The organism is Cytobacillus sp. IB215665 (assembly GCF_033963835.1).
Classification (GTDB): domain Bacteria; phylum Bacillota; class Bacilli; order Bacillales; family SM2101; genus Nanhaiella.
The window spans coordinates 16,630-43,234 of sequence record NZ_JAXBME010000008.1 but is presented as its reverse complement, the minus strand read 5'-3'; the positions used below and the strand labels follow the sequence as shown (position 1 = coordinate 43,234).

Here is a 26,605-nt window from a genome sequence, read left to right as displayed (position 1 = left end):
GCGTGCTAAGCAATTAAATACGTATATAATGCGAGTTCGTGGCATCTTTTCTTTAGCTCGGATGAAGACATAGTACATCTAATGGAGTTGCTTTAATTAAATAACAATAGCAAAAAGAAAAAGAAAAGAGCCTTTGTTAACCCTCTTCTCGAACTAATTGCTGTTGTTCGTACATACGTATATATGCGAGTTCGTGGCATTTTTTCTTCTATAAAGCTAAGACGATCGCGTGACATATTTATTAACTAGTTTAGGAACAATAGCGACAAAGCTTTATGAATAGCCCCAACGCAATAAAAAGAGGAGATTGATCAATAATAAGTGATCAATCTCCTCTTAAAAAAGCTTTTAGATATTATAAAAATCTCAACCAAACATATGCATGTGCGATGATAAGTGAAACGATTGTAATCGGTGCACCAATTTTTAAGAATTCAATATAGCTAAATCCTTTACCTTCTCTAGATGCCATACCAGCTACAATAACGTTTGCAGATGCTCCAATAAGTGTACCATTTCCACCTAAACAAGCACCAAGAGCGAGTGACCACCATAATACATCTATTTCTGGTGAAGCTGGAGTTAAGCCCATTCCAATTGCCATATCTTGAATTAATGGAATCATCGTAGCAACGAAAGGAATGTTATCAATTGTTGCAGAAGCAACACCTGATACCCAAAGTATTAAAAGAGACGCTGTACCAATATCTCCACCTGTTACCTCTAGTGCTTTTTCAGCTAAGCTTCCAATTAAACCAATATCAATAAGTCCACCTACTAATGTAAACAAACCTACGAAGAAGAAGATTGTTACCCATTCAACAGATGCAAATACTTCTTCTAAATCATGCTCTTTCACACCAATTAGCATTAACAATGTTGCTCCAGCCATTGCAATAACTGCCGCAGGAATATGGAAGATACTATGAAGTACAAAGAAACCTAAGATTGTCAAAAGAAGCACTGATAATGATTTTTTCATTAAAACAGTGTCTTTTATGTAATCTTTTTCATTCAAGTTCATTAATTTATCAATAAGAGCTGGGTCTGCCTTCATTTGTTTTCGATAGATAAAGTAGATAATTACAAAAGTAACAGCCATAATCACAAGCACGATTGGAGCTAGATTAACTAAAAACATATTAAACGTTAAATGTGAGTTTGCTGAACCAATCATAATGTTCGGAGGGTCACCAACAAGTGTTGCAGTACCACCGATATTCGAAAAGATGATTTCTGAAATTAAAAAAGGAACTGGATTTACTTTCAAAATTCGTGTAATAGAAAATGTAACAGGTACGATTAGTAATACTGTCGTTACATTATCTAAAAATGCTGAACCTACTGCAGTCAACAGTGAAAGCGCAAGTAGGATATTCATCGGCTTCCCTTTAGCTAGTTTTGCCGTTTTAATGGCAACATATTGGAAAACTCCTGATTGACTCGTAATAGAAACAAGAATCATCATACCAATTAATAAGGTAATAGTTTCCCATTCAATATGGTGCTCATACGCTGCTTCTAAATCAACGATGCCTAAAAAGATCATTAATCCAGCACCTAATAGGGCGATGACAGCACGGTTAATTTTTTCTGTAATGATAAATGCATACGATATTAAAAATATCGCAATAGCTGCAAAATATTGGAAGTCACTTACTCCCGTTGTTACTGCTTCATACAATGATATTCACTCCTCTAATATTTATCTGTAGCTTCTAGTTGTCAGCGATAACTTTTCCACCACATTTTGGACATACAAGTGCTGTTATATCAATATTTAAGTCTTCGACAAAAAAAGAAAAGTCGCCTTTCTCACAATCGACTTTTAACAATCTGTCGATTAGTAGTTTTTTTGATTTAGAGCCAGAGACGGATGTATCAATCACTTCAATATGTTCATCTTTTTCTGCATTATCTTCCAGTAAAAGCTTTCCAACTGTTTCATCTTCCGTCCGCCAGCCACGGCCAACAACATGTTGCTCAAGTTGACTATGAGAGGCATTATTCAAAACTTTTTTCGCCAAGCTCACGAGTTGCTCATTCGTTAAAGAACCAAAATCTAAATCATGACCATGTTTATCCCAGTACCCCTTAAGGTGTCCTTCGGTTAAAATAAACTTCACCATTTTATGAATGACAACGTTTTTCATAACTTTCCTCCTTATGTCCTCAGTTCTCTAAAGAACATTATATGTGTTTTTACTGTTAGACTCAAACAAAGAATAAATTTATTCTTTGTTTTTTTTTAGGATTATAACCATTCTTTATATAGGAAGAAAGTAGGCTATTATCCTGGTTGATTTGTGCACATATTTTTTTTTCTGAAGGCTCTTTTCGTAACCTTTGTTCATATTTTTCCTAAAAATGAACATTATTATGAGAACTCTTTAATATTAAATGTAGAAAAAGATGCCACGAATGTGATTGTATACGTGCTAATATCTATAGATGAAAAGCAGCAATCAAATCAATGCAAAAACAGCCTTTTGAAAAAAACTAGATCTATTCACTATGAATAGTGAGCCTTTTCGGGGTGTCTGTTTACATAATGAATAGCTCCCCACAGTATACATGCAGCAAGTAGAAATAATACTGAAGTAACAAAAAATACAGAAGATATGCCAAAATAACCAGATAACACTCCACCCATCATTGGTCCGATGACATTACCTAAAAACCGAAAACTAACATTGTATCCTAGTACTTCACCTTGCATAGCAACCGGTGAGACTTGACGGATATATGCAGTTGTGCAGGGGATTAGACCACCTACTGCTATACCGAAAATAAATCTAGCAACAACAAGTTGCCAAAATGAATTTGCAAATCCTTGTGGAATAAATGTAACAGAAGAAAATACTAGAAGAAGGACAAGTACTTTTTCATGACCAATTTTATCACCTAAATTTCCCCATTGTCTTGTTGCTAGTAAGTTACCGAAGCCCGTTGCAGAAAAAGCCATACCTGCTAAAAATGCTATATTTGATCCACTGGTAAGGTCAATGACGTATAATGCTAGCAAAGGCTGAACGCTGAAATTCGCAATTTGGATCAAAGTAGTTACTAAGAGAATGGTAATGAGTATTGGCTGGTGTAAGATATGGGTAAGTACCTCTTTTCTTGAGTATGTTTGTTGTTTATCTTTCTTCTTACTTTGTCTAACTTCTTTAATTCCAAGTAAAACGACAATTGTAGCTAGTAATATACCAGCTGATGTAAGAATGAAAGTGTATTGGAAGCCCACAGCATCAGCTAATAAACCACCTAACAAAGGACCGAAGAGCCCTCCTGAAACAGTACCCATTTGTAATGTACCTAAAGTCTTACCTGCTTCTTCTTTCGGAGTTTGTGCAGATATAAGAGCTAAGGAGGTGGGAATAAAGCCTGTCACTACTCCCATCAAAAGACGTAAAGTAAAAAGTTGCTCAACACTTTGAACAAATGCTATTAATAGAGTACATAGCGCAATTCCTGACCCCGATATTAACAGAACCTTTTTATGACCATGTTTGTCTCCAAACCTTCCCCATATGGGAGACATAAAAAAAGCAGTTAAAAAAGTTATTCCAAATACAAAACCAGCCCAACGTTGTACATAGTCAGCAGAAAAATCCCCCATCGTTTCAATGAAAAGGGATAAGAATGGCATGATCATTGTGGCACTTGCAGCAACAAAAAAGTTTGCAAACCACATGATTAGTAGATTTCTATTTTTAATTGAAATGATAAACACCTCTTAGATGTAAGATATTGTTATCAACATATTATATATGAGAAAACTACAGAATGAAATCATTTAATACGATACCTTAGTTGACGAAAAATTGCTTATATTTAGCTATTTTCACACTTGTTATTGAAAAATACTTAAAAGAAGTTAACGGACTCTTAGGCTAGACGTTATCTAGGGTACTCATGTTAACTATGATTTAAGCATAACGGGTTGTTCCTTCTGCTAATATTGGCATTGGCACAAAGAACAAATAGTATTTGTGAAACTCTTTAGCTGCAGAATAACCGTGCTGACAAGAGCCTTTTTAAAAATATTCTTTTTCTAGATTTATTAAGTTATCAATACTTTGAAGTGCCCAGGCACTGTTGTCTTCTTGTAGTTGTTCTTTCATAATTTCAAGAGCTGTGCGTAAAGATTTTTCATAGTCTAGGATGTTTCCGTTATATAGCTTAACCATTTTCTTAGGAATGTTTGCTTGTTCACCAAAGGCTAACGCCCGACGTTCATGAAACAATGGGACGTTAATTTGTTTAGGGTTATGCAGATCTCCTTGCATCGGGTGGGTAATAACAGCTTTAATCTTGACTAAATAATGGTTTTCCCGAATGTTAGTAATTTCTCCAACATATTTCCCAGTTTTATATATCGCTGTAACGATGTCACTGGTTTGGAAGTGATTTTGTGTCAAAACGTATTCCTCCATTCATTAATATTTTGCTGTTATCGCATTATTTCTGCTTTATGAAGGTTAGCATTTGTAGCATTTTATCATCGTAAAAATGATGACGCATTTATATAACTAACGTAATTCAAATAATATAGCAACAGAGTATACGAAAAAGCGTTCATATTTAATTACAATTATGAAGTAAAAAGTGCATATTGACAAAAGATTAGTTTTTAATTGTGGTGGACTTGCTTTTTTTATATGATAATAGTTGATATAAAAAAAGAGGGAGACTAAATCCATGAAAAAAGTGATTGTTATGATATCAAGTCTGTTTTTCATTCTTGCTGCATGTGGCACTGCGGAAGTGAAGGAGGAAAACAATTCTTCAGATCAAGTACAACAAGAACAATCCAATGATGAAAACGATGAGCAACAAGAAGAAAATAATGAAGAAGAAACTGAGGATAAGGTTGAGTATCCACAATTATCGGATGAAACTACAAATTTTCCAGTTGTTGAAATGAAAACAACAATGGGGATAATTACAATCAAGCTATTTCCGGAGCTGGCACCAAAGACAGTTGAAAATTTTCTTACACATAGTGAAAATGGCTATTATGATGGCGTAACATTTCATCGAGTTATTAATGAATTTATGATTCAAGGTGGCGACCCAGAAGGGAATGGGTATGGTGGAGAGAGCATTTACGGTCAACCTTTTGAAGATGAATTTTCACGTCAGCTTTTTAATATTCGAGGAGCACTATCAATGGCAAACAGTGGACCAAATACGAATGGTAGTCAATTCTTTATCGTTCAAAATAAGATTCTTCCTTCTGGATTTGAAGCGGAAATGGAGAAAGCAGGCTTCCCTGAAGACATAATCGCATACTATGTTGAAAATGGTGGAACCCCACATTTAGATTTTAAGCATACTGTTTTTGGACAAGTAATAGAAGGAATGGATATTGTCGATGCAATTGCTACCGTTGAAGTTGGAGAGAATGATAAACCAATTGAACCGGTAATTATCGAATCAATTAGTGTAATTGAGTAGCTGGAAAGGGTTGTGTAGATGAAAATACTCGCTATTTTATATTTGTTTTTGTATTTCCCTGAAGATAAAACGGAGTATATACCGGCAGTGTTAACATTTGTTATTTTTGCCATCGGTGCTTTTGTCACTTTCGTTATATTTAAAAAAGTTTCAGCACGTGAGGAACAAAGAGCAAAAATATTAGAGGAAAAACACCGAATTAAAGACCCTACTGAGTAAATTTCAGTAGGGTTCTTTTTGTATAGGATGGTATCGCCTTGCTTTTTGCTTTAAGTACTATTGAAAAATATATTTAAATCATACGACTGTGGAGTCTTTTCTAGTCTAACAATGATGTCGACTGAATAAATACATGAGTAGCTGTTCTAATTTAGTTACAAAAGCAACAAAATAACGCAAAGAGCCTTTGTATAATTGGAATGGATAGGGGGAAATCTATAAGAAAAATGTGTTCTTGGAGGTAACAATGTATAAAGTACTGTATCCTTTGTTATTTGTTTTAATTTTGACGATAGGTTGTACAGAAGAAAACCCAACAAAGGTAGATGTAGAAATGTATAATGCTGATGGAGATTCGCTTGGAACAGCAAAATTTTCAGAACAAAGCAAAGGTGTAAAAATTGAGCTTGATTTAGAGGGCTTACCTGAAGGCGAGCATGCAATACATATACATGAAACTGGTAAATGTGAACCTCCTGATTTTAAGTCAGCAGGTAATCATTTTAATCCAGAAGATAAAGATCATGGCCTGTTACAGCCTGAAGGACCACATGCAGGAGACTTACCTAATATTACCGTTAAAGATGATGGAAAAGTAAAAGTAGATATTACTGCCCCAGAAGTTACGTTAAAAGAAGATAAAAATTCATTACTCACTATGGAAGGTACAGCGCTCGTTATTCATCAAGATAAGGATGATGGAATGAGTCAGCCAGCAGGTGATGCGGGTGAAAGAATTGCTTGTGGGGTTATTTCTAAAGAGGAAAGCAAAGGTGAAGAAACATCTGATAAAGACGATAAAGATGAAAAAGGTAAAGAAGAGAAGGAAGAGGAATAAATTGATTATAATTATGATGACTAAGGAAACTGCAGGTTAGTGTAATTTTATAAAGATGCAATTGTTATTAAATGAGCACAGTAGGTAGAAAGATGCCATGATCACTAGGTTGATTCATACTTGTTACTTAGTAATTAAGACGAGAAAAAATACGAGAAAACCATTAAATAAATGTTGATATTGAAATCAGGTGGAGAATTTACCCCACCTGATTTACAATGACTTTAAAAAATACATGAATTAATTGTTTGTGAAGTTATTGGATTTATAATTGTTTGTTACTCATCCTAGTGCTTTCTTCAGTCTATCTAAACCATCATATAAAGTTTGTTTTGGGCAACCAATGTTCATTCTAACAAATCCATTACCAGCTATACCAAACTTACTACCTGGTTCTAAAGCTAGTTTACCTTCATCTAATAATTCTCTCTTAAGTTGTTCATCTGTCATGTGTAGACTACGGCAATCTATCCAGATCAAATATGAAGCATCGGGCTTAATCATTTTAAGGCTTGGTAGATGCTGTTTGAGATAACGATCAACAATCATAATATTTTCTTGCAAGTATGCAATTAAGCTCTTTAGCCAAACTTCTCCATACTGATACGCTGCTTCCATAGCAACCATGCCCAGTGCATTTACAGTATAGAATCCTTGCCTTTGTTGAACTTTTTGGAAAGCTAATCTTAGCTTCGTATTAGGTGTAATAATAGCAGCTGTTTGAAGACCCGCAAGGTTGAACGTTTTACTTGGTGCGATACAAGTAATAGTTTGTTGAGCAAACTTGTCATCAATTGATGCAATTGGAATATGAGTGCCTGCTAAAATAATATCTGAATGAATTTCATCTGAGATAATGGTAATGTTATGTAATGAGCATATTTCACCAAGTTTTGTTAGCTCACCTTTAGTCCAAACTTTCCCACCAGGATTATGAGGATTGCATAGGAAGAACAATTTTGTTTGTTTATCAATTAGTTGCTCGAGTTTGTCAAAGTTTATTTCGAACTTGCCATCGTCTAAATCAAAAGAATGATAGACTGGAATCCGGTCGTTTTTTATGACTAAGTCAAAGAACGGTGGATAGACTGGTGTTTGCATCATAACCTTATCCCCAGGTTTTGTGTACGCTTCGATGGCAGTTGCTAATGCAGGTACAATACCTGACGAGTAGGTTATCCAGCTATCTCGGATATTCCAATGATGTCTATTGTTCATCCATTTTTGAATAGCTTTTTTCGTTGATAGAGGTGGTTCTGAGTAGCCGAAAATACCGTGCTCTACTCTAGTCTGTATTGCTTTTAATACTTGTGGGGGCGCCTTGAAATCCATATCTGCAACCCACATTGGCAACACATCTTCTACACCAAAAACACGTTTAGTACCATCCCACTTAACAGAATTTGAATGTTTCCGATCAATGACTTGATCAAAAAAATGATTATCCATGTTCTTCACACCTACCCCTTTTTATTATACTTCTTTTTACAAAGGCTCCTTTGTAAACTCTTTGCTATTGTTTCTATATTAGCACCATAAAAAGTGGTTGTTTTATATGTTAGTCATCGTAGTAAAGAAGAAAAGGAGCCACGAACTTGCATTATATATGAGTTTAATTTCTAAGTACGAACAACTACTTTGCTTTTAGAGCATGTATATATTAATGCAACGGTTCAAAGGCCTACGACTCATCTTAATTAAATCAATTAGTTGTTGAACTAAGAACCATTAACCATTCGCTTAAACAATAGCAGATGAACTTCACTGTTTGAACACAATTTAAATGTATAATGATTACAAGAACAACTATTAGCTTAAGTATATATGAACATAGCAGGTGGGATTCTTACTGACTGATTGACAGATTCCACCTATAACTCATTATACAAACTAAGATTCATTGTTTGAACCCTTTATAGGAGTGAAAAATATGTTTCAACAAAAAATATTGATGCTTACTGTTATGCTATTCATTTTACTTGTAGGATGCAGTAATACACAACAATTCGAGCCAATTAATCTTCATCAATCCTCTGTGGTATCAGTAAATATAAAGGATGCAAGTCTATCTTTTATAGATGTTTCTAATAAGGAGCAGACGGTGTCTTGGGAAATAAATAGAGCAGTTACTGGAGGGTTGATGTTCCCTGATCAAGATACACTAATGTTATATGGGAAGAATGAAGAAAGTGTTTATTTGTATGAATTATCCACAGGGAAAGAATTAACCCCCTGGAAAACTGGAGCAGGAATTGTAAATGGAGTTCTTACCTCTGATAAAAGCAGTATTTACCTTGTTGATCAAAATAGAAATTCTATCCGAAAATTTTCTCTAACTGGTGAGGAGCTAACTGAAATAGAAGTTGGGAAGCGTCCATTTAGTATGTTTGAATCAAATGATGGAGAAAGAATATATGTCGTTAATATAGATGATACAAGTTTATCCGTAATAGATGCTATTAATAATGTGGTTATCGATACGTTTAACATAAATACTTTGCCTACAGGAGGACTATTACGAGAAGCGGATAAAGAACTGTGGCTAGGGGGGCATGGTAATGCGAATAAAATTGAGACGAATATTAGCGTGTTTTCATTAGAATCAGGAAAACTGAAGGAGGAAATTGCCGCTCCAACAATGCCAATATTTTTCTCCGAAACAAAAGAAGGGATTTTTGTTCTCAGTCATGGATCAAGCATGATTCGCAAATTCAATCCAAGTACATATGAAGAGATATCAGCAATTAATGTAGGTGTGAATCCTGTTGAAATGGTTTCAATGAATGATGAGCTTTTTATCACGAGCTATGATAGTGATGAGGTGTATGTTATTGACCAAAAAACAATGGACATAACAAGCGTTATCCAAGTGGGCAAAGGGCCATTTCAATTAATTAAAAGAGAAGGTGAACGATGATGACTGAGAAGAAGAAAGTAATGATCGTTGATGATGAAGAGGATATGAGAAACCTTATTCAGATGTATGTTGAGCGCGATAATTTTGAAACATATCATGCATCTGATGGTAATGATGCATTTAACATACTCGATAAAACCAATATTGATATCATTATTCTTGATGTGATGATGCCTGATATCGATGGCTTTACATTTTGCGAGAAGCTACGTCAAACCTCAAACATACCGATTATTTTTTTAACTGCTAGAGGTGACGAGTGGGATCGTGTATACGGTTTGAAAATGGGGGCAGATGATTATATTGTAAAGCCCTTTAGTCCTAGTGAATTAATTGCCCGTATAGATGCAGTTTTACGTCGAACAAATCAAGGCAGGCATAATGACGAGGGTTTATTTGTTAAATATGGATCATTAGAAATTAATGAAAAAGGTCGTAAAGTGCGAGTAAATGGCAGCTCTATTGGGTTAACACTTAAAGAGTTTGATTTATTGTTATTCTTTTGTAAACATCTAGGTCAAGCATTGAGTAGAGAGCAATTATTAGAAGGGGTTTGGGGCTTTGATTATAAGGGTGGTGTAAGAACAGTCGATACTCATATTAAAACGCTTAGGATAAAGTTGGGTGGGTTTGGAGATTCGATTACAACTGTATGGGGTATTGGTTATAAGTTAGAGGTGTGAAAAGATGTTTAAAGTGATCAGAAATTTGACATTAGCACATAAAATTTGGATTACTATTAGTCTCGCCATTATTGGGACAATTCTTTTTTCATATATATTATCAAATTATTTTTATGAAAAATACTATGTTGAAAATGTAAGAAGAACGCTTCAAGAAGAAGGCTCTCAACTTGCTACAAATTATAATGGTGGAGAAATAACAGATCAATTACTTGACCAAATTAATTGGTACAACCAAATGTCTGAGCCTGAAGTGTTGCTAATAACAAATCCTCGAGAATTAAGTGCATGTCTACCGTTTGATATTGATTATGAATCATATATTGATGAAGAAGATAGAGAGCGACTATTAAGAGGTGAACACGTATCCAAAATAGGATATGAACAAAGATTAGGACATCAGATTTTAGGTGTTATCATTCCTCTATTAGATGGAAATAGGCTGGAGGGTATTATTTATTTATATACTCCATTAGCGAATATTACCGATATGATCAATGATATTACTAATTTATGGATTCCAGTTGCTGTTTTATTTGTCATTTTATCCATTCTCCTTGGGAGAAAAATTATTGCTAAACTGATTAAGCCGCTCAAGCAACTTGAGCAAGCTGCCCAACACATGTCTAAGGGGAATTATACAGAACGAGTAAAAATATCAACAAATGACGAAATCGGTAAGCTTGGACAAGCTTTTAACGATATGGCAAGTGCTATTGCAAAAGAGGATGAGCGGAAGAAAGAATTTCTAGCCAATGTTTCCCATGAGCTACGTACACCTATTAGCTATGTAAAAGGTTATAGTGAAGCAATTGTTGATGGCGTCGTAAAAAAACAGGAGGATGTACAACGATATCTAAAATTGATTTATCGTGAGGCTGCTCGAATGCAACGACTTGTGCATGATTTACTCGACTTATCAAAGCTAGAGAGCAGTGTATACAACTTAACAAAGGTACCACTAGTATTTTCACAATCAATTGAAGAATCGTTAGCAATTTACGAACAAATTTTGTTGGAAAGCGAAATTTCACTTAACATGATGCTGGATCCAGAAATTATTATTTATGCTGATGAAGATCGTATTGAACAAATTATTCATAACCTTATAGATAATGCTATGCATTATACTAATAAAGGAGGAAATATTTCAGTTCAGTTAAAAAAAGTAAAAAATAATCAATGTGAGCTAATCATTTCAGATACAGGTATAGGAATGGATGACAAGCATTTAAATCAATTAGGTGAAAGGTTTTATCGTATTAATAAAGCACGTACTCGCAAAGATGGAGGTACCGGCCTCGGCTTAGCTATTGTTAAACAAATTGTTGTAGCCCATAACGGAAATATATCATTCTACAGTAAATTAGGAGAAGGAACTCAAGTTCATATTACATTTCCGGTATTAACGAATTAATTGCTGAAATGCTATAATAAATAAATTAACAGAAGAAATTCTAACAGTGTATACGTAAAAAAAGCGGAGGAGATATGCGTGAAATTATCACAAAAAGAAATTGAGATTCTTGAGATTCTAGAAGCTGATTGTCGTTTACCTGCCGAAACAATCGCAAAAATGGTTTCTTTGTCAACAGAGGAAGTTGAAGCAAGTATAGAAAAATTAGAAAATTCTAAAGTTATTGTCCAATATGTTCCAATGATAGATTGGAATAAAGTCAACGGTCTCGAAAATGTAACTGCAATGATCGACGTAAAAGTAACTCCTAAGCGTGGAGTTGGTTTTGACGAAGTTGCTGAACGTATATATCGTTATCCAGAAGTAAAATCTGTCTATCTAATGAGTGGAGCGTATGATCTATCTGTCGTCATTGAAGGTCGATCAATGCCAGAGGTCGCAAATTTTGTTTCTGAGAAGTTGTCTACACTTGATTCTGTAATCTCAACGACAACTCATTTTATGTTAAAAAAATATAAACATGATGGTACAGTGTTCGATCAAGATGATAAAGATCAGCGTATCGTGGTGTCACCATGATTCATACAGAAAGATCATTTTTATCTGATACAGTTTTAAGTTTAAAACCATCTGGGATTCGTCGTTTTTTTGATCTAGCAGCTAGTATGGAGGGGGTTATTTCATTAGGGGTTGGCGAACCTGATTTTGTGACAGGTTGGAGTATACGTGAGGCGTGTATACTATCATTAGAACAAGGGTATACGTCATATACTGCTAATGCAGGGTTAATTGAACTGAGACAGGAAATATCATCATACTTAAAGAGCCAATATATGCTTCAGTATAGTGCTGAGCAAGAGATTCTTGTTACAGTTGGGGCAAGTCAAGCTCTTGATCTTGCTTTAAGAGCTATTGTTAATCAAGGAGATGAAGTGATTGTTGTTGAACCGAGTTTTGTATCGTATGCACCATTAGTTACATTAGCTGGTGGTACACCTATCACTATACAAACTACGGAAACTGATCAATTTAAGCTAAAGCCAGAGCATATTGAAAAAGTGATATCTGAGAAAACTAAAGCGATTATCATTTGCTCTCCAAACAATCCTACAGGAGCGGTGTTAACAAAAGAAGAACTAGAAGCTATAGCAGAAATTGTTGAACAATACAATTTAGTAGTTATATCAGATGAAATATACTCTGAACTTTCCTACGATGAGCAGCACTATAGTATAGCAAATGTAAATAGCATGAGAGAGCGTACGATTGTAATAAACGGTTTTTCTAAAGGTTTTGCAATGACAGGCTGGCGATTAGGGTATGTTGCTGCTCCTGCTGAGCTTTTACAGGCTATGCTCAAAATTCATCAGTATTCTATGATGTGTGCTCCGACACCAGTTCAATATGGTGCGATTGAAGCGTTAAAAAATGGACGTCAGGATGTTGAGGGAATGAAAAAAAGCTATAGACGTCGTCGGAACTATTTTGTTCAATCATTAGTCGATATCGGTCTTGATTGCCATCTACCAGGGGGAGCATTTTATGCATTTCCTTCCATAAAAAGTACTGGGTTGACCTCTGAACAATTTGCTGAAAAATTATTGATACAAGAAAAGGTCGCTGTTGTACCTGGACATGTGTTTGGTGAGAGCGGAGAAGGGCATATTCGGTGTTCTTATGCTTCATCAATGGAACAATTGCAAGAAGCAATCAAACGAGTTAATCGCTTTATGAATAGCTAAGTTGGCTGGCTGCATAGTTATTTTTAGAAAAATTGTTTCTTATCAATCGTTGTTTTCCTAATTTAATATCAAATTGTAACAAAGGTTGCCAATAGAGCGTAATAAAAAGACAAAACCATTATTGGTTTTGTCTGAATATATTTTGTGCAAGCTAATAACCCGTAGTATGTGTTCAAGTACTGTTATTATCTATAGTCATTTTGTTATTGTTATTTCTGTTCATATTTTATATCATAAAGCATTTGCATCACTTTTAAGAAATCTTCCTCGCTAAATTCTTTTGCCTTACGTAATATGAGCTTTGATTTTTCAGTGCCAACTTCTTTTATAAGGTGCTCAATTTCTTCGTCAAACCCAGAATTTATTTGATAAATTTGTTCTAACAGTTCTGGTGCTGGGATATCTAGTACAGTTGATATTTTTAGTATTGTTTGGGTATCAGGGAGTTGTGCACCAGATTCATATTTCTCAATCGTACCAGTACCGACACGAATCTTCATTGCCAATTCCCGTTGGCTTAGCTTTTTTTGCATTCTGTACATTTTAATGTTTGATCCGAGTGTACCCAATTTAGCTCCCTCCTAGCACATTCATTTCTTATAAATATTTTACCATGATTGAAAGTAAAAAAATCACTATAAATATGAATATTTAGTGATTAAATGTAGGTGTGATTTTTTACGAGTGTAAAGGCTTCAATATAGTAGGTAAATACAAAATATATTAGTTATTGATGAAGAATACGTCTAAAATGGTTTTCTTTGTTATGCTCATATTTTTAGTCCAAATTGCAAATTATAAAAAATAGGTAGAAAATTTGCTTTGAGGTAACTTATTGTTTATGATATAATGTTTAATTGCGTATAAACGAAATAAGAATATCGGTTTAGGAGTGTTTTCATGTCTGAAAAATTTGCAATTGGAAGTGTTGTTGTAGGTAAAGTTACAGGTGTTCAACCTTATGGTGCGTTTGTTGCCCTAGATGAAAATACACAAGGGTTAGTTCATATCTCTGAAATTACTCACGGATATGTAAAAGATATTAATGACCATGTGAAGGTTGGAGACGAAGTTAATGTTAAAGTTCTATCCATTGATGAGGCAGCAGGTAAAATAGGATTATCTATCCGTGCGACGCAAGAGGCACCTGTTGAAACTGAGAAACCTAAAAAGCCTAAAAAACGTCAAATACAAATGCCAGTAACAGAAATGGATGAACAACAAGGCTTTAATACTTTAAAAGAGAAACTTGAAGAATGGATTGAACAGTCTAAGCGCGAAGATTTAATAAAAAAATAAACTCCGCATAAGTAAACTTGAGCATTTGTGAATCTTGTGGGAGCTCTATCCATTCGATGAAAGATCCCCTCGATTAGTTATATGGGGATCTTTAGTCATAAAAATAGCTAAGGTCATATCAAAAAATCGCCTACCTTTTAAGGCGATTTTTTTGATTTAACTATGTTTCATGTTATAAGGTGTATCATCTAGTCGTTCTAGGTTCGGTACTTGTTCCAAATTCCTCAGAAGGCTTGAATAATATCCCTAAATTAATGAGGCCTGCAATTCCAACGATACCAAAAATAATTCTTGAAAGAGCGGAAGCTTGCCCATTAAAGATTGCTCCAACTAAGTCGAATTGAAAAAATCCAATTAGCCCCCAATTTATAGCCCCAATAATAGTAAAAACAAGTGCGATTCGTTGCATAGTACCCATAATATACTGCCTCCTTTTTATCTTAATTAATATATATTTTGGCGTATATAAGGAAAAATATTCATGATCTTTAATTTTTTTTATTGACTGTTTGCACATGCGTTGTATATATAGATGTCGTTAGCATCTTTCCTTTTTTCTCAATATGATGATACCGAATATATTATCTTGTCGTTCTAATTTAACAATACTAGCAGCAAAGTATACGAAAAGAGACTTAAATTAATAACAATGCCTGCAAAGTTTATGAATAAGGTATTCTTAAAAGATAAGTATAACTGTAGGGATCATTTCACTATTACTTCAGAAGTGATTAGCATATTTTATAGTGAAAATCTTTCACTTTACTTTCTCGAAACGCTCGGACGATTAGCCTTGTCATGGACTGAGCAGGGAGCTTGCGATTTTGTATTCCTTAAATCATAATGTTAGTGAAAGGAAGGATGTTATGAATAATTTCACGTTTTTTAATCCAACAAAACTAATTTTTGGTAAAGATCAATTAGAACAATTGAAAACAGAAATACCTCAATATGGAAAAAAAGTACTGCTCGTTTATGGTGGGGGAAGTATTAAGCGCAACGGTATTTATGAAAAAGTTACAGCAATTTTCTCAGAGATTGGTGCTGAGTTTGTTGAATTAGCAGGGGTTGAACCGAATCCACGTGTATCAACAGTAAGAAAAGGTGTGGAGATTTGTAAGAATGAAGGTATTGAATTCATATTAGCTGTAGGTGGCGGCAGTGTAATTGATTGTTCAAAGGCTATTGCAGCAGGTGCGAAATATGATGGAGATGTATGGGATTTTATGAGTAGAAAAGCAGTTCCAGAAGCTGCATTACCATTAGGGACTGTGTTAACACTTGCAGCAACTGGGTCAGAAATGAACGCAGGTTCTGTAATAACAAATTGGGAAACTCAAGAAAAGTATGGCTGGGGAAGTCCTTTAGTATTCCCTAAATTCTCCATTCTTGATCCGACTAATACATTTTCAGTGCCTAGAGATCAAACAATTTATGGTATGGTAGATATGATGAGTCATGTATTTGAGCAATATTTTCATAACGTTTCAAATACACCATTGCAAGATCAAATGTGTGAAGCAGTACTAAAAACTGTCATCGATACAGCTCCGAACCTGCTTGAAGATTTAGAGAGCTACGAGCATAGAGAAACGATATTATACAATGGTACGATTGCTTTAAATGGTATGTTAAGCATGGGTTATCGTGGAGATTGGGCAACTCATAATATTGAGCACGCTGTATCAGCTGTATACGATATTCCACATGCAGGTGGTTTAGCGATTTTATTTCCAAACTGGATGAGGCATGTCCTTGATGAAAATGTAGGTAGATTTAAACAATTAGCGATAAGAGTATTTGATGTAAATCCAGAAGGTAAGAGTGATCGTGAAATCGCATTGGAAGGCATTGATAAACTTAGTGCATTCTGGTCAAGTATTGGCGCACCTTCACGACTTGCGGATTATGACATTGATGACTCGAACCTTGAAGTAATGGCTGAAAAAACTGTTGTTTATGGTGATTTTGGTAATTTTAGAAAGCTAAACAAAGAGGATGTATTAAGCATTTTAAAAATGTCACTATAATATATTTGCTAAAAAATCAATGAATAGAATAAATAAGTTTAGACCAATTACAATTGTAATTGGTCTTTTATATTGGTTGTTTTCGCATAAATTGTTGCAGCTTGTCTTAGATATAACCTCACGTATGTTGCTAACTCACGTGGCATCTTTTTCTTCTCTAGAGACAATAACAATCATACTTTCATATCAGTTATTAAAATATAGGTAAAAAACGACAAAGTTTACGATAAGAGCCGTTATTTTTGTACGATCCTTATGCTTCTATGGGAATTTGAGCTTTCTTATCTTAATAGTATTTGGCAATATAATGGTAAATTTAAAGAAGTTAGGGTATTAGAATTAGCTTTCCTCTCATTAAATGTTGGAAAAGACATAAACATGTATACAACTAGAGCATTTGTAATGTTATGTTCTTAAACAATAACTATGGTAGGAGCGCAATTAACTGTTATAAAAATAGCTGTAAATTTTAAAAAAATACTCATAAGTGTTAGGAGGAGAAATATGGAGTTTGTCATTTATGCACTGCCAATTATTCTTTTTGTTCTTGGTTTGTATTTCATTTCTGAAAATTTTGAAACGAGAAGAAGATTAACCTACCCTCTAATTATTGCAAATATTGTACTTGCAATTCATTTATTCTTGCTAACAATAGTTGGTGGATGGGTGATATTAGGTACAGGAATGTTATCGGGTATTATTGTAATCATATGTTGGCTGATATTTATAATTATGAGCCGTTTTATTAAAAAAGAGAAGCAATTAGAAGAATAGATGGTGAAAGGGTTTTACTAATTATCGAGAAACTCATTTAGCTTAATATATGGAGAATGAGGTGGGAGTTTCTTTCGCTTACTATTTGTAAAGTTTAAAAGCACTTAAACCTTTATAACAAAACGAGTGATTAACATATTATTTGCTTTTATCTAGCTGTAGCATCTACTCCCCTCGAGTCACTTTGTCATTTCACCCGAAGGCAAAAAGCGCCTTCAAGTGAAAAGCTCCAGTGCTTGTCGCCGATAGTCAGGCACCTTCCGCTTTTCTATATTGTCTAGCTCCGCCTCCTAACCTCTCGAGACGTTTCACATTTTCATCAGAAGACAAAAAGCGTCTTCAGTTGAAAATGTTCCAAGGCTTGTCGAGGTTAAACAGTCGACTCCGCTTTTCTATATTGTCATAAAATATTTTGTTTTGGAGACGCTTACATAAGGGTGGTGTTCTTGATTTACTCACAGCCTTTCGCTAAAGTGGTATTTATAAAGATTTATTATTCAGTTTGGAGGTTAACAAGATGTCTTATATTAAGTTTGATTATTCAAAAGCATTATCGTTTTTTTCAGAACATGAAATTACATATTTACGTGATGCGGTAAAAGTAGCTCATCATTCATTGCATGAAAAAACTGGTGCAGGAAATGAATTTTTAGGGTGGGTTGATTTACCTACAGATTATAATAAAGAAGAATTCTCACGCATTCAAAAAAGCGCAGAAAAAATTAAAGGTGATTCTGAAATATTGTTAGTCATCGGAATCGGTGGATCATATTTAGGTGCACGAGCTGCCATTGATATGTTAAACCATTCGTTTTATTCATCGCTATCAAAAGAGCAAAGAACTACACCACAAATTATTTTTGTAGGTAATAATATTAGCTCGTCGTATATGAAAGATGTGATGGACGTATTAGAGGGCAAAGATTTCTCTATTAATGTCATTTCAAAATCTGGTACAACAACTGAGCCAGCTATTGCTTTCCGTATTTTCCGAAAAATACTTGAAGAAAAATATGGAATTGACGAGGCAAGAAAAAGAATTTATGCTACTACCGACCAAGCTAGAGGTGCGTTGAAAACACTGGCTAATGAAGAAGGATATGAATCATTTATCATTCCTGATGACGTAGGTGGTCGCTATTCAGTACTCACTGCTGTTGGATTATTACCAATCGCAGTTAGTGGTGCTAATATTGAAGAAATGATGCAAGGAGCTCAAGCTGCTAGCAACGAATTTTCTAACTCAGAGTTAGAAGAGAACGGTGCTTATCAATATGCAGTTGTTCGGAATGTTCTTTACAATAAAGGTAAAACAATAGAAATGTTAATAAATTATGAACCATCACTTCAATACTTTGCTGAATGGTGGAAGCAGTTGTTTGGTGAAAGTGAAGGGAAGGATCAAAAAGGAATATTCCCTTCATCAGCAAACTTCTCTACTGATTTACATTCATTAGGACAATATGTCCAAGAAGGTCGTCGTGATTTATTTGAAACGATTCTTCATGTGGAGAAACCTCGTCATGAATTAACGATTGAAGAAGCAAGTAGTGATTTAGATGGCTTAAACTATCTTGCTGGTAAAACAGTAGATTTTGTTAATAAAAAGGCATTTGAAGGTACGATGCTTGCTCACACAGATGGGGGAGTACCAAATTTAACTGTTTCAATCCCAGAGCTTAATGAGTATTCATTCGGGTATTTAGTATACTTTTTTGAAAAAGCTTGCGCCATGAGTGGATATTTATTAGGTGTAAATCCATTTGATCAACCAGGTGTTGAAGCATACAAAGTAAACATGTTTGCACTATTAGGAAAGCCTGGTTTCGAAGAGAAGAAGGCTGAGCTAGAAAAGCGACTAAATGATTAAAAAATCAATGCAATAATTAAAAATAAAGCTTGAGGGGATATTCCTCAGGCTTTTTTATTTTCTGTTCAATTATACATATGGATGAATGATATTTAGATGGTTAACCTAATACAAGAGTAAGGCTCTTTTTGACAATGTTGTTGCTATTATTACTAACGCCATTGAGTGAACTATGTTGCTATTGCAATTACAGCAAGATTACCTCAGTGCATTACTTTTACTAAGCAAAGACAAATTCTTCAAAGTAAAGATAGCGACAACGAATGTGATAACAGCTATTACTAAATATTGTATATAGGGGGTTATCATCTAGTCATAAAAATCAACAATTTAAGAGAAAACAGCAAAAACTAAAGGACGTGTTACAAAATGATTGAGTTATCATCAAAGATAACGGGTACAACTTTTAAATTATTTAAGTTGGAACAAGAGCTAAAACCTTTAGGTTATGTTATTGGTGGAAATTGGGATTATGATCATGGCTCATTTGATTATAAAATTGCCAACGAGGTCGGCTATCATTTTCTTCGTATTCCTTTTGAAGCTGTCGATGGTCAATTAGATTCAGAAGGTGTAACTGTTGAACTTGGTACCCCATTCTTACTGACACATAAATATCAAGTTGGTTTAGATGATAACGTACATGTTGGAAATGTGAATGCTTCATTTAATCAGTTTTCTGAGCCAGAAGATCCTGATGCAACAGTCCCAGCAAAGTATGTAGATATGGGGAAGTCCCTCATTAAAGATTTAGAAGAGAGGTTACTTCACTAATCCATTATGACTAATAGTTCATCTTGTGCCTTAATTAGAAATGAGTGAGAGGGGTTGACATAAGATTCATCTCCTCTTTTAACTCCTATTAATAAAATCCGCTTGCAAAGCAGACTATGGCTAACATCACGAAATGTTTGATTAATTAGGTCTGTTGTCGTTTGTATATACATGATTTTACTACCTTTTAGATGATCGAGCATTTTAAGTAATGTGTGAGCCATTCCATGTGAGAGTAGGCTATTGACCATTACATAACTTGATAACTTGGTCGTTTGAACAATTTCATCTGCACCTGCACGTTCAGCGTTGTTCACGTGATGTGATGTTAAGATTTCAACAATACTATATATGTTACAATTTAACCCCTTGATTGCTAAAAGTGTCAGGATGGAATTCATATCTGCAGTTAATTCATCCTTGCTTTGATCAGCTGTAATTAACGCCATAATTGCTGAATTAACATTTGCTTTTTTTAAAGTATGGTCCTGAGAAGGATTTCCTTTTATAAAATGAACATTTTTGTTTGGTAAAGGGTTGTGCTCTAGTGACTCGTCTATTAAGATAATTTCAATCGCTGGCTTAAGTTTTGAAAGGTGAGTGATCGTCTCGTACGCACGACCATTCCAGCCTATAATAATAATTTGATGTTCGCCTTTAAATGAGATTTTTCCCTCCATAAATTCGTTCTCCTTTGCAACTGCTGTAGCTGCAAGTGTGACAAAATATGTTGTAACAAAGCCTGTCCCAGCTAAGATAAGAATAATAGCGACAAGTCTTCCAATCGTTGAAGCTGGAACGAAGTCACCATAACCAACAGTTGAAGTAGTGATGATTGCCCACCAAATTCCATCAAATATTGTAGGAAATTGATTTGGTTCAAGTAAATGAATGATTGTACCGAATAGGATAATCATCATAATAATAATGGAAAGTATCCTATAAACAACATGCCAACGTAAGTACGATGCTAATAGCCCACCAACTTTCACGGCCTAACCCCCAATCTAAAAGTATATCTCTCAATTTTTTGAAGCACATTAGCATTTTATTTAGAAGTTGAGTCAAGTCATCATGGAGAGAATTTCTCTCATAATATTATTAAGATGATCAGTTATATTTTTATCTCCATATTTTTCCTTTGCTTGTTCAATAGCGGAAATCACATCATCCTCAAAGTCAATAATTGGCTTGTCTGTCTCTGACTCGTTATATAGAGCTATGATTGAATCAAGCCCTTCATTTAAACCATCAATCGTATCGCTTAGTACTTGTTTCTCGTCATTCGTCATTTTCATTGCTGTACGCCCTTTCGTTTATCGTCCAGAAAAATAATATGTATCTATTAGTGTGTTCGATATTTGGTCAATTTTGCATAAATTTTTCTTTTTTTTGTAATGATATTGATGGAGTAAAAATTAAAAAGGACTCTTTTCGTAACCGTTGTAATTATTTTTACTACAATAAAACAGCTAGAAATGGTTTTATGAGTGTATCTTTTTTAATATTAATTAGATGACATGATTTCTTATTTCTAGTACGAAAATAAGTCTTTTAAAAGATGGAGGCATAGTAATGGATATAAAACGTGCGAAACAAATCATTTCATCACCAAATGATATAACGGTTCATTATAATGGAGTGTCTGTTTGGATTGATAGTTGTGATGAGCAAGGGAATGTTGCTACAGTCCATATGAGAGGTAACCATGATGAAAAACGGTCTGTACCGATTGCTGAGTTAGAAGAGGTTTAAAAGAATAGGATTTACGTAAAGTGGTGAACTCTCAATGATGAGATTGCCACTTTTTTTGAATTGGTATGTTTTTTTGTGGGACTAAGAAATAAAATATGTAAGCATCTAGCATTCGTGGTATTAAAAATGATAGTACTCCGATAAAACTTTACTTATAGCCATGAATAATAGTAAAGCTTACGAAGAGAAGCAAATTAAAACCGTTGTCATCTTGATCATATAAGTTACAATGGTGGTAGGTAAGAAGAATGGAGGTTAGAATCAATGATTAATAAGATTGCAACTGTTGCAGTGTATGTAGATGATCAGCAAAAAGCAAAACACTTTTGGACAGAACAAGTAGGATTTGAAGTAGTGGCAGAGTTCCCAATGGGACCAAATGCTAATTGGCTAGAAGTAGCACCAAAAGGTGCGCAATCTCATTTAGTAATATATCCAAAGGTCATGATGAAAGATTGGAATGAGAAGCAGGCATCCATTGTGTTTGAGTGTGAAAATGTACAAGCTACATACGAAATGTTAAAAACAAATGGCGTAGAGTTTTTAGATGAACCGAAAAAAATGGAATGGGGGACATTTGTTCAGTTTAAAGATCTTGATGGTAATGATTTTTTACTTAAAGGGTAGTATGAAATTATTATCTAGCAGTTAAGACATTATAGGTATATTTGTCTAAGTTTAGTAAATTGTTCCATTGTTGTTACTGTTGTGATATTCTGAATTTGTAGAATAATTCGACAGTAAAGGGGCGCTTTATTTGAAAGAACAAAATTTCAAAAACCATACTCGCTACCATGTACCGTACCATTTTATAGGTCTACCAATTATTCTTGCTGCGTTTATTGGAGCCATCGTTAATTTAGTGTTTGCTTTTTCAGATGGTGAGTCAGTTTGGCCTGCAACATTACTGTTAGTAGGGGTAGTTGGATTAGTGATCACGTTTATTCTCGTTCGAGAGTATATTTTGAAATTACAAGATCGTGTCATTCGCACAGAAGAGAATTTAAGAGCGTATGTGTTAACAGGTAGGTTATTAGATTCTAATTTGACAATCGATCAAATTATTGCGTTACGATTTGCTAGCGACGAAGAATTTCCTACACTTTGTGAGAAAGCCGTAAAAGAAAATTTGAAAAGGAATCAAATTAAGAAGGACATTGTTAATTGGAGAGGGGATTATTTTCGAGCTTAACACTCCAACTCTTATGAACAATAATTAAGTTAACGTACTATTATATTTATGGTGAAATTAGGAGGAGAAGAAACTCCTCCTAATTTAAAGGAAGGCTTAAAATAGCTATTTCTTATTGTTCTTATTAAATTCCGACATAAACATGGCTGGTATTAGTTTAAATGTGTCATTGTTTGCCAGTTGTTCCCCAAGAATATCCTCATGCTGCGATAATTGTTTAATTTGATTCATTTCTTTGTGTAAATCTTCCATTTTCTTATCTAATTTAGCAGCGGTATCAGCTGCTTCTTTGAGCTCATTTTTGATTCTTTCTGGAATTTCCTTATTATATTTATAATATATTTTGTGCTCTAAACTTGCCCAGAAATCCATGGCAATCGTACGAATTTGAATTTCTACAGGGACTAGATCTTCTCTATCAGACATGAAGATAGGAATTTGGATAATTAAATGAAGGCTTTGGTAGCCATTTGGTTTTGGATATTCGATATAATCCTTACACTCAATGACTGTTATATCTTTTTGTTGTTCTAGCATGTCTTTTATTTTGTAAATATCAGATATAAAAGAACAAGTAATACGAATTCCTGCAATATCCTTGATGTTTTCTCTTATATAAGGTAGTGAAAGGCCAATACCTTTTCTATCGATCTTTCTTAATATGCTTTCTGGGGACTTCAAGCGAGAGTTAGTATGCTCAATGGGATTATAGTCGTGTATATATTGAAATTCTTGTTTTAATATATCAATTTTCGTATTCACTTCAGCTAAAGCAAACTTGTAAGACATCATAAAGCGAATTAAATCTTTTTTGAATGATCTCATTTGCTCTATATTATTTTGTGATTTTGCATCCATAGTCGTCGTCCTTTTCGTGTTTTGTACCTATCTGGAGAGCTGTTTGTCGTTTGATGATCTTTGTTCTTAAGTATCTATTAATCCATGTAGAAATAATAAATGACAGTTTGTAATATGTCAAAAATGGATAATGTAAAATAGAAATATTAAAACTAATAATTAGACTCCATATATATTTATATATGGAGTCTAAGTCTAACAAAGCCCTCAAGCAATTTAATTTAATATAGCTATTTTAAGTACGTATTAGAGACGAGTATATCAGAAAGTACTTCAGTTGGGATTTCAAACCATACTATTCCATAGTAAGCAGGGGCAACTGCTGATTCATCAAACGAAATGACTAACTTACCATCGTTGTTTATATAAAATTGTTGGTCAGGTTGAATTTTTTCCCACGGACCTCGTCTTAAATATTGCATGTTGACATCTGGATGTGAAATCCAAAACGTAAGTTCTTCGTTTTCAATCATGTTTGTCATTTGATTTAAAATATTTTCACTTATCACGTCCACATAGCTTTCATCTTTAAACAGGCTAGGGAGGGTGATTAGTAATTCATTTTCTTTATCAATCGTATCATATTGAATTGTTTGTTGAGCTGATCCTGCGACATCAACAACGAGTCTACCTATAGATAAAATTTGTTCATTATCTGTCTTAACTTCATAATCACTGGAAAGAGCGAAATTCCCTCCAGAATCCTTTTCATCTTCCATTTTTGCCATAAAATCATTAAATAGCTGTTGGCTTTCTTCTAGGTATTTTTCATTTAAGGTTGTTTCTAATGAGGAATTTTCCATATCTTGAACGGCAGGTACTTTAATATCTACTTTAAATTTTTCGTCAGTTACTTCATACTCTCTGAAAGTAAGCACCTTCACTATACTACCAATGACGGGAGTTTCTGATAATGTACTAGCAATTGTTGGATTAATATTAAGGCTAGATACAAGAAGTATCGTTGCTACAGCTAATCCACCGAAATACCACTTCTTCTTTTTCTTCCTACCTTGCTTTAATGCCTTATTAACGACATCATCTAAATCCTTAGGGATCGGAATGCGATTATACTCTTCTTGTGCTTTGGTAAAGTGTTTTTTCATGTATATCTGCCTCCTCTAAATAATCATCATCGATTTTTATACGTAATAATTGTAGTGCTTTGTATAAGCGCGATTTGATCGTGCTCACATTCTCATTTAACACATTTGCAACCTGTTCTAATGTTAAGTCTTCAAAATATTTAAGAATGATAATAGTTTTATATTTATCTGGTAAGTACTCGATGATCATTTCCAAATTAAGCTGTTCATAGTTGTCGTATTTGCTTGGACTTATTAACTCCATTGTATGTGTATCAACTACACTAACTTTTTTCTTCTTCCTTATAAAATCCAAAGAGGTATTAACGACTATACGATAGTACCAACTTTTCAAAGAATTTTTATCTTGGAGAGTATGAATGGATGTTAGGGCTTTCTGTATCGATTCTTGAACAATATCTAATGCATCCTCAGAATTTTTTACATAGCTATAGGCTAATCTATAGCATTTTTGTTTGTGTTCCAAGATGAATTCCGTCAGTTGTTGTTCTGATATTCCTTTTCTCTTGCTCATAACATTCTTCCCTCCTTTGGTGTTTTTTGCCCTATATGATATAGACGTATCAAGGTGGATGAAAAGTTGAATGAAATGAAAAAAATTTAAACGCTCTAACTCTTTTTTTGCTAAGACCAAAATTCTGTTTTAGCAAAGTTTGTTGTTTTTCAAGTTAGGGTATAAACACTTACACATCTAGAGATCGTGACACCTTTTCTTATGTAACATGATGAACAATATAATCAAGCTACTCCTTATCGTACTAATTTTAGTGACAAACACAACAAAGGTTTCATAAGGAGTCTTTTGAAAAATCTTCCTAATCGGCAAGTTTATAATTCTCAAACTAAATATGATTGGAGAAGTTACCAAGTTTAAAACTAAAGAGCTAATGAGAGGGTTTATGAAATGGAGTTCTTACAAATCGAAGAGAAAGTGATGGATTTTTAAAGGAAAGGCTCTTTTCGTTAACTTTGTCGCTATCGAGACTATTAAGAAAAGCACTTAATAATTTTATGGCAATTTACCTCATTTTAAAATGAGAAAAGATACCACGAATAGGAGGTTTATAGTATTTTATACGAAAAGCAACAATCAATGCGAAAACATCCAAAAGAAAAGCAAAGTAGGTTGAGAGAGAAAAGGCGTTGATATAAATGTATCAACGCTTTTGTTCTTTCTTTATTTCAACATTTTTCTTAGTGCTTTCTTTCCCAATGTATATATCATTTTTTTTCCAACTGTCCCTTTTTTTATTGATTTGCTGCTTCTAAGAACTTTAGTTAATCTATACAAATTTTTCCCTGCTTTATAAATGGACATATCGATCCTCCTACAGAGCTTTTAAAATCATTATATTAGACTTGATATTAAATTCCTAGTAACAACATATGAACATAAAAGCAGGTAATGACTAATTATCTGGAAGGGTGTATATAGTTGATAAAATGATGATCTTTATTGTCTTGTATAATTAGCGATCATGTGCGGAATAATAAGACACAATTCATTGATATCCTCCGTAAAGCCCTGTTTGGTATGAACAGGGCTCATTTAATTTATTTGCTCAAGTTAATCGACTCATGTCAAATACAGACAGCTAGAAAACTTAATGAGCATTCAAGTTTTGCATTTTATCCATTAAAGATAATTATTGTAAATAGAGAAAATAT

Annotated in this window: 29 protein-coding genes; 16 read left to right on the top strand and 13 right to left on the bottom strand. The window is 34.1% G+C overall.

What is annotated here, in order from left to right:
• Nucleotides 1-355: 355 nt before the first annotated feature.
• The 4 genes from SLH52_RS12010 to SLH52_RS11995 form a co-directional block, all read right to left on the bottom strand.
• On the bottom strand, nucleotides 356-1,684 hold the full coding sequence (locus SLH52_RS12010) for an ArsB/NhaD family transporter (RefSeq protein WP_320209519.1): 1,329 nt from the start codon (nucleotides 1,682-1,684) through the stop codon (nucleotides 356-358).
• A 34-nt stretch (nucleotides 1,685-1,718) separates the two neighbouring features.
• The gene (locus SLH52_RS12005) at nucleotides 1,719-2,153 is read right to left on the bottom strand and encodes a hypothetical protein (RefSeq protein WP_320209518.1); all 435 of its coding nucleotides are present in this window, start codon (nucleotides 2,151-2,153) and stop codon (nucleotides 1,719-1,721) included.
• A gap of 359 nt (nucleotides 2,154-2,512) precedes the next feature.
• On the bottom strand, nucleotides 2,513-3,697 hold the full coding sequence (locus SLH52_RS12000; RefSeq protein ID WP_320209517.1) for an MFS transporter: 1,185 nt from the start codon (nucleotides 3,695-3,697) through the stop codon (nucleotides 2,513-2,515).
• A 343-nt stretch (nucleotides 3,698-4,040) separates the two neighbouring features.
• Nucleotides 4,041-4,424 (bottom strand): kinase-associated lipoprotein B, encoded by a 384-nt coding sequence (locus SLH52_RS11995; RefSeq protein ID WP_320209516.1) that lies wholly within the window; start codon nucleotides 4,422-4,424, stop codon nucleotides 4,041-4,043.
• A gap of 280 nt (nucleotides 4,425-4,704) precedes the next feature.
• On the opposite strand from SLH52_RS11995, the gene SLH52_RS11990 reads away from it, so the two are divergent.
• The 3 genes from SLH52_RS11990 (at nucleotide 4,705) to SLH52_RS11980 (ending at nucleotide 6,520) form a co-directional block, all read left to right on the top strand.
• A complete protein-coding gene (locus SLH52_RS11990) occupies nucleotides 4,705-5,463 on the top strand; it encodes a peptidylprolyl isomerase (RefSeq protein WP_320209515.1) in 759 nt (252 codons plus the stop codon).
• Nucleotides 5,464-5,481: 18 nt separating this feature from the next.
• Entirely contained in the window at nucleotides 5,482-5,682 is a 201-nt protein-coding gene (locus SLH52_RS11985; protein ID WP_320209514.1) for a hypothetical protein, read from the top strand.
• A 247-nt stretch (nucleotides 5,683-5,929) separates the two neighbouring features.
• Nucleotides 5,930-6,520 carry a superoxide dismutase family protein gene (locus SLH52_RS11980; RefSeq protein WP_320209513.1) on the top strand — a complete coding sequence of 197 codons (591 nt, stop codon included), beginning with the start codon at nucleotides 5,930-5,932 and terminating at the stop codon, nucleotides 6,518-6,520.
• Nucleotides 6,521-6,802: 282 nt separating this feature from the next.
• Here the strand turns inward: SLH52_RS11980 and SLH52_RS11975 are convergent, their stop codons facing one another.
• Nucleotides 6,803-7,969: a MalY/PatB family protein gene (locus tag SLH52_RS11975; RefSeq protein ID WP_320209512.1), complete on the bottom strand. Its 1,167-nt coding sequence runs from the start codon at nucleotides 7,967-7,969 to the stop codon at nucleotides 6,803-6,805.
• A gap of 481 nt (nucleotides 7,970-8,450) precedes the next feature.
• Between SLH52_RS11975 and SLH52_RS11970 the strand changes: the two genes are divergently transcribed.
• The 5 genes from SLH52_RS11970 to SLH52_RS11950 all read left to right on the top strand — a co-directional run bounded on the left by SLH52_RS11970 (nucleotide 8,451) and on the right by SLH52_RS11950 (nucleotide 13,279).
• A complete protein-coding gene (locus SLH52_RS11970) occupies nucleotides 8,451-9,437 on the top strand; it encodes a YncE family protein (RefSeq protein ID WP_320209511.1) in 987 nt (328 codons plus the stop codon).
• A complete protein-coding gene (locus SLH52_RS11965; RefSeq protein WP_320209510.1) occupies nucleotides 9,434-10,120 on the top strand; it encodes a response regulator transcription factor in 687 nt (228 codons plus the stop codon). The genes SLH52_RS11970 and SLH52_RS11965 overlap by 4 nt, the downstream gene beginning before the upstream one ends.
• A gap of 4 nt (nucleotides 10,121-10,124) precedes the next feature.
• A complete protein-coding gene (locus tag SLH52_RS11960; protein WP_320209509.1) occupies nucleotides 10,125-11,537 on the top strand; it encodes a sensor histidine kinase in 1,413 nt (470 codons plus the stop codon).
• A 78-nt stretch (nucleotides 11,538-11,615) separates the two neighbouring features.
• Nucleotides 11,616-12,116 (top strand): Lrp/AsnC family transcriptional regulator, encoded by a 501-nt coding sequence (locus SLH52_RS11955; RefSeq protein WP_320209508.1) that lies wholly within the window; start codon nucleotides 11,616-11,618, stop codon nucleotides 12,114-12,116.
• Entirely contained in the window at nucleotides 12,113-13,279 is a 1,167-nt protein-coding gene (locus SLH52_RS11950) for an aminotransferase (RefSeq protein ID WP_320209507.1), read from the top strand. The genes SLH52_RS11955 and SLH52_RS11950 overlap by 4 nt, the downstream gene beginning before the upstream one ends.
• A gap of 209 nt (nucleotides 13,280-13,488) precedes the next feature.
• On the opposite strand, the gene SLH52_RS11945 is transcribed toward SLH52_RS11950, so the two are convergent.
• The gene (locus tag SLH52_RS11945; RefSeq protein WP_214481017.1) at nucleotides 13,489-13,848 is read right to left on the bottom strand and encodes a helix-turn-helix domain-containing protein; all 360 of its coding nucleotides are present in this window, start codon (nucleotides 13,846-13,848) and stop codon (nucleotides 13,489-13,491) included.
• Between the two features lie 331 nt (nucleotides 13,849-14,179).
• On the opposite strand from SLH52_RS11945, the gene yugI reads away from it, so the two are divergent.
• Nucleotides 14,180-14,578 carry a S1 domain-containing post-transcriptional regulator GSP13 gene (gene yugI, locus SLH52_RS11940; protein ID WP_320209506.1) on the top strand — a complete coding sequence of 133 codons (399 nt, stop codon included), beginning with the start codon at nucleotides 14,180-14,182 and terminating at the stop codon, nucleotides 14,576-14,578.
• Between the two features lie 184 nt (nucleotides 14,579-14,762).
• Here the strand turns inward: yugI and SLH52_RS11935 are convergent, their stop codons facing one another.
• Nucleotides 14,763-14,996, bottom strand: a complete 234-nt coding sequence (locus SLH52_RS11935; RefSeq protein ID WP_320209505.1) for a DUF378 domain-containing protein — start codon at nucleotides 14,994-14,996, stop codon at nucleotides 14,763-14,765.
• A gap of 448 nt (nucleotides 14,997-15,444) precedes the next feature.
• Here SLH52_RS11935 and SLH52_RS11930 point away from each other — a divergent pair, with 448 nt between their 5' ends.
• The 4 genes from SLH52_RS11930 to SLH52_RS11915 all read left to right on the top strand — a co-directional run bounded on the left by SLH52_RS11930 (nucleotide 15,445) and on the right by SLH52_RS11915 (nucleotide 20,026).
• Entirely contained in the window at nucleotides 15,445-16,608 is a 1,164-nt protein-coding gene (locus SLH52_RS11930) for an iron-containing alcohol dehydrogenase (protein WP_320209504.1), read from the top strand.
• 504 nt (nucleotides 16,609-17,112) lie between these two features.
• Entirely contained in the window at nucleotides 17,113-17,382 is a 270-nt protein-coding gene (locus SLH52_RS11925; RefSeq protein WP_320209503.1) for a hypothetical protein, read from the top strand.
• A 517-nt stretch (nucleotides 17,383-17,899) separates the two neighbouring features.
• Nucleotides 17,900-19,252: a glucose-6-phosphate isomerase gene (locus tag SLH52_RS11920; RefSeq protein WP_320209502.1), complete on the top strand. Its 1,353-nt coding sequence runs from the start codon at nucleotides 17,900-17,902 to the stop codon at nucleotides 19,250-19,252.
• A 369-nt stretch (nucleotides 19,253-19,621) separates the two neighbouring features.
• Nucleotides 19,622-20,026, top strand: a complete 405-nt coding sequence (locus SLH52_RS11915; RefSeq protein WP_320209501.1) for a YugN-like family protein — start codon at nucleotides 19,622-19,624, stop codon at nucleotides 20,024-20,026.
• Here the strand turns inward: SLH52_RS11915 and SLH52_RS11910 are convergent.
• Both SLH52_RS11910 and SLH52_RS11905 read right to left on the bottom strand, forming a co-directional pair.
• Nucleotides 20,023-21,018, bottom strand: coding sequence for a potassium channel family protein (locus tag SLH52_RS11910; protein ID WP_320209500.1), 996 nt, complete (start codon nucleotides 21,016-21,018; stop codon nucleotides 20,023-20,025). The genes SLH52_RS11915 and SLH52_RS11910 overlap by 4 nt on opposite strands.
• A 72-nt stretch (nucleotides 21,019-21,090) precedes the next feature.
• On the bottom strand, nucleotides 21,091-21,324 hold the full coding sequence (locus SLH52_RS11905; RefSeq protein ID WP_320209499.1) for an atypical membrane-integrating protein (Mistic protein): 234 nt from the start codon (nucleotides 21,322-21,324) through the stop codon (nucleotides 21,091-21,093).
• Nucleotides 21,325-21,601: 277 nt separating this feature from the next.
• On the opposite strand from SLH52_RS11905, the gene SLH52_RS11900 reads away from it, so the two are divergent.
• From SLH52_RS11900 to SLH52_RS11890, 3 genes are all read left to right on the top strand, one after another.
• Entirely contained in the window at nucleotides 21,602-21,781 is a 180-nt protein-coding gene (locus tag SLH52_RS11900; RefSeq protein ID WP_320209498.1) for an H-type small acid-soluble spore protein, read from the top strand.
• 264 nt (nucleotides 21,782-22,045) lie between these two features.
• The gene (locus SLH52_RS11895) at nucleotides 22,046-22,408 is read left to right on the top strand and encodes a VOC family protein (RefSeq protein ID WP_320209497.1); all 363 of its coding nucleotides are present in this window, start codon (nucleotides 22,046-22,048) and stop codon (nucleotides 22,406-22,408) included.
• Nucleotides 22,409-22,538: 130 nt separating this feature from the next.
• The gene (locus SLH52_RS11890) at nucleotides 22,539-22,973 is read left to right on the top strand and encodes a DUF6526 family protein (protein ID WP_320209496.1); all 435 of its coding nucleotides are present in this window, start codon (nucleotides 22,539-22,541) and stop codon (nucleotides 22,971-22,973) included.
• 105 nt (nucleotides 22,974-23,078) lie between these two features.
• On the opposite strand, the gene SLH52_RS11885 is transcribed toward SLH52_RS11890, so the two are convergent.
• The 4 genes from SLH52_RS11885 to SLH52_RS11870 all read right to left on the bottom strand — a co-directional run bounded on the left by SLH52_RS11885 (nucleotide 23,079) and on the right by SLH52_RS11870 (nucleotide 26,255).
• Nucleotides 23,079-23,831, bottom strand: coding sequence for a GTP pyrophosphokinase family protein (locus SLH52_RS11885; protein ID WP_320209495.1), 753 nt, complete (start codon nucleotides 23,829-23,831; stop codon nucleotides 23,079-23,081).
• Between the two features lie 230 nt (nucleotides 23,832-24,061).
• The gene (locus SLH52_RS11880) at nucleotides 24,062-24,937 is read right to left on the bottom strand and encodes a DUF3298 and DUF4163 domain-containing protein (RefSeq protein ID WP_320209494.1); all 876 of its coding nucleotides are present in this window, start codon (nucleotides 24,935-24,937) and stop codon (nucleotides 24,062-24,064) included.
• Nucleotides 24,900-25,451, bottom strand: coding sequence for an RNA polymerase sigma factor (locus SLH52_RS11875; RefSeq protein ID WP_320209493.1), 552 nt, complete (start codon nucleotides 25,449-25,451; stop codon nucleotides 24,900-24,902). The genes SLH52_RS11880 and SLH52_RS11875 overlap by 38 nt, the downstream gene beginning before the upstream one ends.
• A gap of 663 nt (nucleotides 25,452-26,114) precedes the next feature.
• Nucleotides 26,115-26,255: a hypothetical protein gene (locus SLH52_RS11870; RefSeq protein WP_320209492.1), complete on the bottom strand. Its 141-nt coding sequence runs from the start codon at nucleotides 26,253-26,255 to the stop codon at nucleotides 26,115-26,117.
• Nucleotides 26,256-26,605: the final 350 nt, after the last annotated feature.

Excerpts from the sequence above, each read along its gene's own strand:
- SLH52_RS11930 (WP_320209504.1), top strand. The coding sequence starts at position 15,445 with ATGAATAATTTCACGTTTTTTAATCCAACAAAACTAATTTTTGGTAAA.
- SLH52_RS11925 (WP_320209503.1), top strand. The coding sequence starts at position 17,113 with ATGGAGTTTGTCATTTATGCACTGCCAATTATTCTTTTTGTTCTTGGT.
- SLH52_RS11985 (WP_320209514.1), top strand. The coding sequence starts at position 5,482 with ATGAAAATACTCGCTATTTTATATTTGTTTTTGTATTTCCCTGAAGAT.
- SLH52_RS11920 (WP_320209502.1), top strand. The coding sequence starts at position 17,900 with ATGTCTTATATTAAGTTTGATTATTCAAAAGCATTATCGTTTTTTTCA.
- SLH52_RS11900 (WP_320209498.1), top strand. The coding sequence starts at position 21,602 with ATGGATATAAAACGTGCGAAACAAATCATTTCATCACCAAATGATATA.
- SLH52_RS11975 (WP_320209512.1), bottom strand. The coding sequence starts at position 7,969 with ATGGATAATCATTTTTTTGATCAAGTCATTGATCGGAAACATTCAAAT.
- SLH52_RS11905 (WP_320209499.1), bottom strand. The coding sequence starts at position 21,324 with ATGAAAATGACGAATGACGAGAAACAAGTACTAAGCGATACGATTGAT.
- SLH52_RS11875 (WP_320209493.1), bottom strand. The coding sequence starts at position 25,451 with ATGAGCAAGAGAAAAGGAATATCAGAACAACAACTGACGGAATTCATC.
- yugI (WP_320209506.1), top strand. The coding sequence starts at position 14,180 with ATGTCTGAAAAATTTGCAATTGGAAGTGTTGTTGTAGGTAAAGTTACA.
- SLH52_RS11980 (WP_320209513.1), top strand. The coding sequence starts at position 5,930 with ATGTATAAAGTACTGTATCCTTTGTTATTTGTTTTAATTTTGACGATA.
- SLH52_RS11870 (WP_320209492.1), bottom strand. The coding sequence starts at position 26,255 with ATGTCCATTTATAAAGCAGGGAAAAATTTGTATAGATTAACTAAAGTT.
- SLH52_RS11915 (WP_320209501.1), top strand. The coding sequence starts at position 19,622 with ATGATTGAGTTATCATCAAAGATAACGGGTACAACTTTTAAATTATTT.
- SLH52_RS11950 (WP_320209507.1), top strand. The coding sequence starts at position 12,113 with ATGATTCATACAGAAAGATCATTTTTATCTGATACAGTTTTAAGTTTA.
- SLH52_RS11970 (WP_320209511.1), top strand. The coding sequence starts at position 8,451 with ATGTTTCAACAAAAAATATTGATGCTTACTGTTATGCTATTCATTTTA.
- SLH52_RS12000 (WP_320209517.1), bottom strand. The coding sequence starts at position 3,697 with ATGTGGTTTGCAAACTTTTTTGTTGCTGCAAGTGCCACAATGATCATG.
- SLH52_RS11990 (WP_320209515.1), top strand. The coding sequence starts at position 4,705 with ATGAAAAAAGTGATTGTTATGATATCAAGTCTGTTTTTCATTCTTGCT.
- SLH52_RS11965 (WP_320209510.1), top strand. The coding sequence starts at position 9,434 with ATGATGACTGAGAAGAAGAAAGTAATGATCGTTGATGATGAAGAGGAT.
- SLH52_RS11895 (WP_320209497.1), top strand. The coding sequence starts at position 22,046 with ATGATTAATAAGATTGCAACTGTTGCAGTGTATGTAGATGATCAGCAA.
- SLH52_RS11880 (WP_320209494.1), bottom strand. The coding sequence starts at position 24,937 with ATGAAAAAACACTTTACCAAAGCACAAGAAGAGTATAATCGCATTCCG.
- SLH52_RS12005 (WP_320209518.1), bottom strand. The coding sequence starts at position 2,153 with ATGAAAAACGTTGTCATTCATAAAATGGTGAAGTTTATTTTAACCGAA.
- SLH52_RS11960 (WP_320209509.1), top strand. The coding sequence starts at position 10,125 with ATGTTTAAAGTGATCAGAAATTTGACATTAGCACATAAAATTTGGATT.
- SLH52_RS11935 (WP_320209505.1), bottom strand. The coding sequence starts at position 14,996 with ATGGGTACTATGCAACGAATCGCACTTGTTTTTACTATTATTGGGGCT.
- SLH52_RS11885 (WP_320209495.1), bottom strand. The coding sequence starts at position 23,831 with ATGGATGCAAAATCACAAAATAATATAGAGCAAATGAGATCATTCAAA.